Source organism: Apibacter muscae (genome assembly GCF_007845635.1).
In the GTDB taxonomy this organism is placed as follows: domain Bacteria; phylum Bacteroidota; class Bacteroidia; order Flavobacteriales; family Weeksellaceae; genus Apibacter; species Apibacter muscae.
On the sequence record NZ_SELG01000003.1, the window covers coordinates 1 to 8,815 of the forward strand.

Genomic DNA, 8,815 nt, shown 5'->3' on the forward strand with positions numbered 1-8,815 from the left:
AAATAGGGTGGGATAAGGGAGCAAATCGAACTCATAACCCGAAGGTCACAGGTTCGAGTCCTGTTCCCGCTACTAAGACAAATAATTGAAAAAGTGAGACTTACAGTGTAAATCTCACTTTTTTTATGTCCTTAAAATTATTTAATTTTAAAAAAGTACCACTTACAGTACCACTTATGAAGCCTTATACAATAAAAATATATGATGCGAAAGGAGATGTATCAAAGGATTGGTATATTCGATGGTTTTTGCGTGATAAGGAGTCTGGAAAGCTTGTACGGCAGACTAATATAAAAGCAGGATGTAATAGGTTAAAAACAGCAAATGAAAGATATACTCATTTAAGAAAAATTATTATGCTTATGGAGTATAAGCTCAATAAGGTGTTAAATGAGAAAGAAGAAGTAAAAAAGATAGATGAATCTATTTTAGATGAATTGCATAAAACAAATTATTCTTTAGAAGAAGCTTTTAATTATTTTATATCTATAAAAACAAGTTCTTGGTCAAACGTTACTCTAAGAGACTACAAAAGCGTTTATAAAATTTTTTCAACTTTTTTAGAAAAAAACAAAGTAGATACTTCGAATGTAAATAATATAACAAGAAAGTATATTATTGTATTTTTAAATGAAAGGCATAAGGAAACATCTGCAAGAACCAGAAATAATAATCAAATTAATTTAAAAGCATTTTGGGAATTTTTAAAAAATGAAGAAATATGTAATAAAAATATTTTAGATGGTATTCCTAAAGTAAAAACGACAGCGCAAACACACAAAATATATACACCTGAACAATTTGATTCGATTATTTCCGAAATAGAAAAAATAGATAATCAATTAGCCTTGTATATAAAATTTGTTGCTTATTTATTTGTAAGACCTGTTGAAAATTGCCGGATATTGATTGGGAATATAGATATGAAACATAGAACTATTGTCTATAAATCTAAGACAAAAGATCAAAAAGTAAAATATATTATAGATTTGATTTACAAAGATCTTGAGAAAATACATATTAATAAATATGATAAAGATTTTAATTTATTCACACCTGATGGAAAACCATCACTTTGGATAGGTAAAGAGGAGAGTAAACGACAATATTTTACTGAATTATATAAAGATATCATTAAGAGTAACCCAAAGTTAATATCATTAGGGCTAACAGATAATCATGATATGTATAGTTTTAGGCATACTGGAATAATGATATTATACAGAAGCTATAGAAAAAAACTTTCTCCATTTGAAGTTAAATCAAAACTAATGTTAATCACAGGGCATACAACCATGTCAGCTTTAGAAAAATATTTGAGGACCATTGAGGCAGAATTACCAGAGGATTATTCAAAAGATTTCTTATCATAAAATTCTAAGACTAACAATATCTTTAATTTTAAAAACAACTATTTTACCTTCACTATTAATTGCTATTTCTTCTGCTCCTATGTGTTCTATATAACCAGAAGTATTGTTAACAATAACATCATCTTCTAGATTAAGTACACAATTAAGGTTATTGGTGCTTATTCTTGTTATCACATCTAAAATCTTATTATTTCCCATGACAGTGATTTAATTACATCAAAGCTAATGAGAGCTTAGGACTTGTCTTTGTCCGAACGTTCATTTATGATATTTATCATGTTTATCTTTAATTTATTTCTAATATATTTTTAATCTTATTTTAATGTTTTATTTGTATATAATTAAGGTAAAATTACATTTTACTGCAATATTTTTAATAATACATAGTTAACATTATTAAAAACATACTTTAATTAACACTAAAAAATGTTTGAAAAAATTTTAATCTGCGAAGATTTTGAAAGTTACAGTATAAGTGTAAAAAAAGTCTTAGAAGAATTTAAAGCAACCAATATAGAGCAAGTTTATTATTGCGATGATACCTTTTTTAAAATTCAAGTAGCTGAGAAACAAAAAGAACCTTATACTCTTCTCATTGTTGACCTTTCTTTTAATGATGGAGAAAAAAAACAAGAACTAAAAGGCGGTGAAGATCTCATAAAAAAAATAAGAGAGGAAAATATAAATATAAAAATCATAGTGTTTTCTATTGAAAACAGGGCATCTAAAATTAACTTTCTATTTGAAAAATATAATATTGATGCCTTTGTTACTAAAGGCCGAGAAGATGTGACTGATTTAAAAGAAGCATTAACGAAGGTAATGAATGATGGTATATATATTCCCAAATCTGTTAAATTATCTCAAAATAATTTAATAGACATTGATGAATATAGTTTAATTATTTTGAAATTATTGAGTAAAGGAATGACAACAATAGAAATATCTAATCAGTTAAAAAAAGACAAAATAGAACCTAATAGTGAAAGTTCAGTAAAAAAAAGGTTAATGGCTTTACGTGATTTCATGGATGTAACAAATACAAAACAATTAATATCCATTTGCAAGGATATGGGAATAATTTAAGCGTTCTTTTTCAAACATTTTATAGTGTTCAAGAGCCTTATTTATAAGGCTCTTTTTATTATAAACTATAGCGTCTTATTGCTCATAGAGTTAATTAACGGTATTAATTTAATCTCTATATTTAAAGCTTTGCATATTGTATACAATTGATCCGCGTTAGGAGAGAAAACACAATTCTCAATTCTATTGATAGTAATTCTAGACATACCTGACTTTTGCGCCAGCTCTTCTTGAGTCATAGAAAGATCTTCCCTACGAGCCTTAATCACTTCAGCCACCCGATGCCTTTCTTTAATAATATAATCCTTATTCATATTCTTCACTATTACTAAAATCCTTATTTTTAAATAACTCCGTGAGACCACTGATTTGCTTTAAACGAAGAAGCTCATCCGCATCCATTCCAATATTCTTAAGAATCCAAGCATCCGACATACCCGCTTTGGTTAATTCAGAAACTATCTCAACCATTAAATCAATACTATGGGTACCCCGAGCCCGGTTATGCCGAATCGTAGAAGCCATACGATTAGAAATATCCTTCTCAATAACCACCACCGGTAATAAACCCTTTTCCCTCTCGAAAATTCTTTTACTCGTCTTTAAAACAGTATACCTGTGATAACCGTCAACAATCTCATAAATATCCTCCTCAGGAATATAATAGCACACACAAGGCATCGTATAACCATCCTCCCAAATAGACAACTCCAACAACTTCATTTCAGGCGGAGCCACCGCATTAGGATTATAACTATTCGCTCTAATTTTTTCAATAGGCACCGCCTTTACGTTATATACAGGACTTTTCATAAAATATTATTATATTTTTCCATTATATTTTTTCTTCTCTCGTTCTCATTTTTAGTTAAGGTAAAACCCATGTACTTACAAAGATGATCATTCTTCATAATGCAAATACACATTCTTTTATAAGAAGGAATTAACTTAAAATCCTTACTATCAATCTCGTCTAAATAATCCATACGAACCGGCAATTTATCCGTATTGTAATTAGTGGTTTTCCCTACTTCTAAAGAAATACCCAGCCCCTTCAATTCTTCAATGGTTTCTTTAGAAAGTACTCCTCCTTTTTCTTTCCAAAATTTGATGGAAGTATTTAGCTTATTTAAATAATTCTCTTTCACATCATTAGGCAAAGTATCTAAAAGAAAGAACATATAGGATTTCCAAGTATGCCCTTTAGGAAGCTTTATGTTTTTCCAACCCATAGCCGTAGTTCCCCCATAAATAGAAGAAAAATTAACTCCATTAACCCTACCAACCATTTTTGCCCACATATTAGGATCGATAGCCTTATAAAGCTTTAAGCTTTCAATTGCGGTATCGATAAAAGGACTAGCCACCCGCATTTGATCGATATTTAACCCCGCCTGATAATAAAGATCATAGAGAGGATTATAGGACCATCCATTTTTTGCATTAGCTATCCAAACATCTTGAGTATTCCAGTCATAAATAGGGTAAGCATTATATACCTCAGGGTACATTTCCTTGGTCCAACCCAAACCACTATAATTTTTATAATTTCTTTCGCTGTGTATGGCTCTCCAACGATTTAAGCTTTCCTGAGTACGAATACCTACCAAACAACATGTTTTTTTAGCTTTTTTTTCATGATGGAACCAATGGGAAAATTTACCCTGAAAATCATAATCCCAAAGAGCATCGTTCCAAAAATCAAAACAATGATTATCAATATTTATAGAATCAATGGGGCGATCCCTTACCCAAACCTCTTTCAATGAATCCTCCCAAGGACGCCAATATCCCTGTTGCATAGAAGTCGCACAGGTTACTTTAAAAGGCATGCAAATATGGTATACCTCTAATATATCTTTGTTGGAATGCAATACTTCATCTACATATTGAGTAGTCATCTCGTATTGGGCTTCGTAATCCATATGAAAAACCCCCAACTTACGATTAAGCTTATTTTTTCGAATGTAATCGATACAAAGATTCAAAAGAACCCCGCTATCTTTGCCCCCGGAAAAAGAGACATAAACATTATCAAATTCCGAGAATATAAGATCCAATCTCTTTAATGAAGCCTCATATACATTCATTCTTCTTCTTTTTTAGGTTCATATTTTAAATTGTGCCATTCCTTATTTTCGGTTTGCATTACAAAACCTAATTTGTAAAAGAATTCTAAATTATCATTATTAGAAAAAGCATTAAGCCCCAATTGTTTTTCCTTTGTAAAAGTCTTGATAACCTTAGTGATTAACTGCCTTTGCTTATTCCCTCTTAGATTAAAGAAATTACCCAGTTGCATGGTCTTCGTAGTAAGTGCATATTTAACTGAGCAAAAACAAAGTATTTCGCCATCTTCAATCCCTACAAACCATTTATGCAAACTAGAAGTAGTAAGCGGGTAACCATTGGCTTTAATAAAGTTTAAATCCATTGCAAAGGGACCGATAATCTCATAAACCCTAGGATCAGTACCCATAAAAACTTCTACTTTCATAATTACAATTATTAGAATTAATCCACACAAATGTAGCGTAAAGAATACAATTTATAAAATTTCTTTTAGCTCATTCTTAGATAGTTTTTTAAAATATTCCATCTGTACCCCCTTTTTGGCTATGTTATCATTGATTAATTTTTCTAAACCCACATCGCCCGTCAAGTCAAAGTATCTGCAATCCTTTTCTTGGCCCACCCGATAACTCCTTCTACTCCCTTGTACCCGAAGCGCATAGTCCCAGATTTTATCAAAAAATATCACCAAAGGCAAATGCTGAAGGTTTAAGCCCATGCTTTCACTCTGGTAATTTAAGACCGTTGCCTTAGGATATCTTTTTAAGCATTCTTCCCTGCTTTTAATATACTTACAAAAAATAATGTGTTGATCTATAGGATAGGACTGAAAATGCCTGTCCAAAACCTCGAATTTGCTTTCAGAGATGCAATAACTATGTTGCATCTTTTGCGTCATTTCCAAAAAGATATTATTATTAAGCATTAAAAGCCTCTCATTATCCAAATATTTATTTTTTAAATAATAATATTCCTCCTTCTCTTGCTCTCCAATCACATAATTATAATTATTCCAATACTGCTTGATTTGAAGGTTTAAATCATATTCATAGACATAATGCCGAGTCATGGAATATAAAAGATCAATATTTTCAAAGCCAGTAATAAATTCCCTGTCATAGATTTTTCTTTGCTTCCATTTACCCAAATACTTTATAATTCTTTTCTTTCTGCAAAAAATATTTTCAAAATCAGCAGCAGTCATATTTAAAATTTTAGGACTTAAGAAATTCATTTGCGAATACACATCCAATATATTTTTGGAGAAAGGAGTTCCATTTAAAATAAGTTTAAAAGGAGTCATTTCACCCAAAGACAAAACCCTTTGAGTTCTAACAGCTGAAAGATTTTTGATTTTAGAGCTTTCATCCACTACGATGAAAACCCTCTTTGCATTTTTAATCCTCTGATAAAGATTTATGTACTTCACCTGCGAAAGCGAAATAGTTTCAACCCCTATGTAAATTACATTCTTACAATGAAATCCTCCCCATTTCTGGATTTCATCCTTTGTAGAAGGCAAATTCCCCAGAGGCTCAATCAACCTTAAAGGAGCAATCCAAACAACAAGATCAAGATTGTTTATTCGATTTACTAACTCCACGGCTATACGAGTTTTAGAAGTGCCTGGCTCCATGAACAAGGCACCACACTTCCAAGCGCTAAGATGACCCTTAGCCGCTTTTTGCTGAAATAACAAAGGCCTCATAACCTCAGATCATCAATTTCATTGGAATCTAAAGGACTTTCTTTTTTCGGAATAATTTCCTCCACAATTATTTCCAGATGATTTTCGTCCTTCTTTTTTTGGATTTCATCAGAAACAGACACTTGAATTGAACGATCAACCACCTGCCAAACCTCTTTCATATCCTCAGCATCTAGTTCGTATTCAGAAATTATTTCATTAGAATTGTATCGACCTTGACCATATTTAATCACATTAAAGTTAAAATCATCTGAAAAACTAAAGGATAGATGATAACCTTTTCCTCCCTCTTCTCTGACTAATTTAGCAGGATGCCAAAAACAATAACCCTTGTACTTAGAATGGTTAGGCATTTTAATTAATACTGAACGAGGAGTTTCACGCTGAATGGATTGCTGATTAAAATAAACTTTAGTCCACATTTTCAATAACTTGAAAGGTTACAAAATTATAATAATCAGAATAAGAAAAAATGATGGAATTATCTTCCTTAAACGTATATAAAAAAGCATATTCAAGACCATGGCCTTCAATATTAATACAGCTAATAGGATTACGATTACTTAAATCAATCTTGGTAATAATGCTTATTCCTGAGTAAGGTTGGTTGGCATATAAATTAGGAGCATGCCATTCAATTTTTTTTCCAATTAATTGTTCTGCTATTTGAACAGTTAAAATTTTAAAATTTTCCATAATATTCTGCGACTTTATCCTCCTGCACCGGAGTTAAAAATGAATTACAGGACAAATGTATCGTAAACGATACATATATGCAAGTTTTTTTTTATCTTTTTTTGGGTTTTTTTCTAAAATCCCAAGGAGCAATAGGGTTATTCATGCTCCAGATATTGAGTTTATTATTTTTTGCTTCTTGTTCTAGATCGACATATTTCTGAGTTTTATCGAAGTATTTGTAATGCCAAGCTAGACCATTTTTTAGAAGTTCTTCGTTTAAATTCTTTTTTCCAATTAAAATAATACCTAAAACTCTGCCATATCTATCCAGACCTTTTTGAGTTACTTTCACTATTTTACCGAAGCAAAAAGAACTTGTAAATGCTGTTGCTTTACTAGAAAAATCCTGTCCTTTTTCTGGGCAATCGATGCCATACAATCTAATTTTTATTTGTTCATTTTCATCTGTGAGAATGGTTACTGTATCTCCATCTGCTACTTTTATAACTCTTCCACTTAGGGTTTGAGAAAGCAAGAAAGTAGAGACTAAAAAAGAGAGCAAGAAGAATAAGGGTTTTAGTTTTTTCATATCCAAATATAAAAAATGTAATTTTTAATTATGGCGAAATTGCCATAATTAAAAAAGTGGTCGAATTCGACCACTTTTAAAGTATTTTAAATGAAAGTTTATATTTAATCAAGTATTTTAAAATCAAAACAATATTTAATCCAATAGATAGATACCCTATCCATTTCCACCAATTAAAAGGAGTAATTTTTAACTTTTCATTTTCAATCCTAAGTTCATTTATTTCTGTGAGTTGTGATGAATTTCTTTCCCTGTATACTTTTTCATAGAGAGAACTAATACTATCCGTGTTTACCTGTATTTTTAAATTATCACCATTAGAATTAACCTTTACTTCTCCATAAGGGATTTTAATTGTCCTTTCAATTACCTTTAATTTGCCTGTAGAATCACAAGGTGAATTAATTACATCTGTATTTATTGATGGAAGAAGAACTATCTTCTCCCTTTCCACAATAATACTATCTCTTTTAATTAAAGTGTCATGACTAGTTTTAATACTTTCCTTAGTTACTGTCTTTTTTCTGGTATTACAAGAGAAGAAAAAGAAAAAAAAATAACTCCCAATAAAACTCTAAAAATATTTATTGTTGATTTCATACTATTTGTTTAAAAGATCATCATAGTATTTTAAAATAACAGCAATTTCCTTGGCTAGAGTTTTATAATTTTTAAAAAACTTTTCCATGTCATTAGGGTTGGTAATAAAACATACCTCATGAAGCACCGCAGTGCCTTTAAGATTTAAAATAGCCAGCTTTCTTCGGGGAGTGTCTTTTTCTTTTTTTACTCCTCTATTGGCAATTCCTAAAACTCTGGAAGTAACTTCTGATATTTCTTTGGCTATCTCTTGAGAGGTTACTCCGGCATAGTTAGAAACAATAGTTTCTGTACCTGTAGCTTTAGATGTAGCTGCATTAAAATGCACGGAATAAATTAAGTCTGAATGTTTAATTGTCTTCCTAATAGTAGCTATATTAGAGGCTAAAGATACTTGATCGTCATCCCTTTGAAAATCTCCTCCTAGCTTTCTAAATTCTTCTAATACAGTATCCATGAAAAGGATTGTTAGTTCATTTTCTTTGTAGCCATTAGCTACAGCTCCTGGATCTTCTTTTACTCCTTTACCCGGTAAATTATGTCCGGTTTCCGGGTATAATTTTTCTACACTCATAATTCGTTATTATTATTATTATTATTATTATTATTAGATTTTAAAGGATTATTTTCTTTTTTTTCCTCTCTTTTTTTGAGTAAAAAAGAAGAAAGCTCCGGAATTCTTTTTACGATCTGTAAGCCCAAAAATTC

Annotated in this window: 13 protein-coding genes and 1 tRNA gene; 3 read left to right on the forward strand and 11 right to left on the reverse strand. The window is 30.7% G+C overall.

Features of this window, described 5'->3' with window-relative positions:
• Positions 1-6: 6 nt before the first annotated feature.
• Positions 7-72 (forward strand) — tRNA-OTHER (locus ETU08_RS00260).
• A gap of 53 nt (positions 73-125) precedes the next feature.
• A complete protein-coding gene (locus ETU08_RS00265) occupies positions 126-1,373 on the forward strand; it encodes a tyrosine-type recombinase/integrase (protein WP_146261022.1) in 1,248 nt (415 codons plus the stop codon).
• Here the strand turns inward: ETU08_RS00265 and ETU08_RS00270 are convergent.
• The gene (locus ETU08_RS00270; protein ID WP_146261023.1) at positions 1,368-1,571 is read right to left on the reverse strand and encodes a hypothetical protein; all 204 of its coding nucleotides are present in this window, start codon (positions 1,569-1,571) and stop codon (positions 1,368-1,370) included. The two genes, ETU08_RS00265 and ETU08_RS00270, sit on opposite strands and share 6 nt — an antisense overlap.
• A 228-nt stretch (positions 1,572-1,799) precedes the next feature.
• On the opposite strand from ETU08_RS00270, the gene ETU08_RS00275 reads away from it, so the two are divergent.
• Entirely contained in the window at positions 1,800-2,459 is a 660-nt protein-coding gene (locus ETU08_RS00275; protein WP_146261024.1) for a DNA-binding response regulator, read from the forward strand.
• Between the two features lie 65 nt (positions 2,460-2,524).
• On the opposite strand, the gene ETU08_RS00280 is transcribed toward ETU08_RS00275, so the two are convergent.
• From ETU08_RS00280 to ETU08_RS00325, 10 genes are all read right to left on the reverse strand, one after another.
• A complete protein-coding gene (locus ETU08_RS00280) occupies positions 2,525-2,773 on the reverse strand; it encodes a helix-turn-helix domain-containing protein (protein ID WP_146261025.1) in 249 nt (82 codons plus the stop codon).
• Positions 2,766-3,272 (reverse strand): IbrB-like domain-containing protein, encoded by a 507-nt coding sequence (locus tag ETU08_RS00285; protein WP_146261026.1) that lies wholly within the window; start codon positions 3,270-3,272, stop codon positions 2,766-2,768. The genes ETU08_RS00280 and ETU08_RS00285 overlap by 8 nt, the downstream gene beginning before the upstream one ends.
• Positions 3,269-4,549, reverse strand: a complete 1,281-nt coding sequence (locus ETU08_RS00290) for a DUF3440 domain-containing protein (protein ID WP_146261027.1) — start codon at positions 4,547-4,549, stop codon at positions 3,269-3,271. Before ETU08_RS00290 ends, ETU08_RS00285 begins: the two co-directional genes overlap by 4 nt.
• Positions 4,546-4,956 carry a hypothetical protein gene (locus ETU08_RS00295; RefSeq protein ID WP_146261028.1) on the reverse strand — a complete coding sequence of 137 codons (411 nt, stop codon included), beginning with the start codon at positions 4,954-4,956 and terminating at the stop codon, positions 4,546-4,548. The genes ETU08_RS00290 and ETU08_RS00295 overlap by 4 nt, the downstream gene beginning before the upstream one ends.
• A 51-nt stretch (positions 4,957-5,007) precedes the next feature.
• Positions 5,008-6,240 carry a DEAD/DEAH box helicase gene (locus ETU08_RS00300; RefSeq protein WP_146261029.1) on the reverse strand — a complete coding sequence of 411 codons (1,233 nt, stop codon included), beginning with the start codon at positions 6,238-6,240 and terminating at the stop codon, positions 5,008-5,010.
• Positions 6,237-6,662: a hypothetical protein gene (locus ETU08_RS00305; RefSeq protein WP_146261030.1), complete on the reverse strand. Its 426-nt coding sequence runs from the start codon at positions 6,660-6,662 to the stop codon at positions 6,237-6,239. The genes ETU08_RS00300 and ETU08_RS00305 overlap by 4 nt, the downstream gene beginning before the upstream one ends.
• Positions 6,652-6,936 (reverse strand): hypothetical protein, encoded by a 285-nt coding sequence (locus ETU08_RS00310; RefSeq protein WP_146261031.1) that lies wholly within the window; start codon positions 6,934-6,936, stop codon positions 6,652-6,654. Before ETU08_RS00310 ends, ETU08_RS00305 begins: the two co-directional genes overlap by 11 nt.
• A 91-nt stretch (positions 6,937-7,027) precedes the next feature.
• On the reverse strand, positions 7,028-7,480 hold the full coding sequence (locus ETU08_RS00315; RefSeq protein ID WP_185145239.1) for a thermonuclease family protein: 453 nt from the start codon (positions 7,478-7,480) through the stop codon (positions 7,028-7,030).
• 103 nt (positions 7,481-7,583) lie between these two features.
• Positions 7,584-7,961, reverse strand: a complete 378-nt coding sequence (locus ETU08_RS00320) for a hypothetical protein (RefSeq protein ID WP_146261033.1) — start codon at positions 7,959-7,961, stop codon at positions 7,584-7,586.
• A 147-nt stretch (positions 7,962-8,108) separates the two neighbouring features.
• The gene (locus ETU08_RS00325) at positions 8,109-8,681 is read right to left on the reverse strand and encodes an N-acetylmuramoyl-L-alanine amidase (protein ID WP_146261034.1); all 573 of its coding nucleotides are present in this window, start codon (positions 8,679-8,681) and stop codon (positions 8,109-8,111) included.
• Positions 8,682-8,815 lie beyond the last annotated feature (134 nt).

Bases quoted from the DNA above. Each gene is read 5' to 3' on its own strand.
- ETU08_RS00265 (WP_146261022.1), top strand. From the start codon at position 126: ATGTCCTTAAAATTATTTAATTTTAAAAAAGTACCACTTACAGTACCA.
- ETU08_RS00270 (WP_146261023.1), bottom strand. From the start codon at position 1,571: ATGGGAAATAATAAGATTTTAGATGTGATAACAAGAATAAGCACCAAT.
- ETU08_RS00275 (WP_146261024.1), top strand. From the start codon at position 1,800: ATGTTTGAAAAAATTTTAATCTGCGAAGATTTTGAAAGTTACAGTATA.
- ETU08_RS00280 (WP_146261025.1), bottom strand. From the start codon at position 2,773: ATGAATAAGGATTATATTATTAAAGAAAGGCATCGGGTGGCTGAAGTG.
- ETU08_RS00285 (WP_146261026.1), bottom strand. From the start codon at position 3,272: ATGAAAAGTCCTGTATATAACGTAAAGGCGGTGCCTATTGAAAAAATT.
- ETU08_RS00290 (WP_146261027.1), bottom strand. From the start codon at position 4,549: ATGAATGTATATGAGGCTTCATTAAAGAGATTGGATCTTATATTCTCG.
- ETU08_RS00295 (WP_146261028.1), bottom strand. From the start codon at position 4,956: ATGAAAGTAGAAGTTTTTATGGGTACTGATCCTAGGGTTTATGAGATT.
- ETU08_RS00300 (WP_146261029.1), bottom strand. From the start codon at position 6,240: ATGAGGCCTTTGTTATTTCAGCAAAAAGCGGCTAAGGGTCATCTTAGC.
- ETU08_RS00305 (WP_146261030.1), bottom strand. From the start codon at position 6,662: ATGTGGACTAAAGTTTATTTTAATCAGCAATCCATTCAGCGTGAAACT.
- ETU08_RS00310 (WP_146261031.1), bottom strand. From the start codon at position 6,936: ATGGAAAATTTTAAAATTTTAACTGTTCAAATAGCAGAACAATTAATT.
- ETU08_RS00325 (WP_146261034.1), bottom strand. From the start codon at position 8,681: ATGAGTGTAGAAAAATTATACCCGGAAACCGGACATAATTTACCGGGT.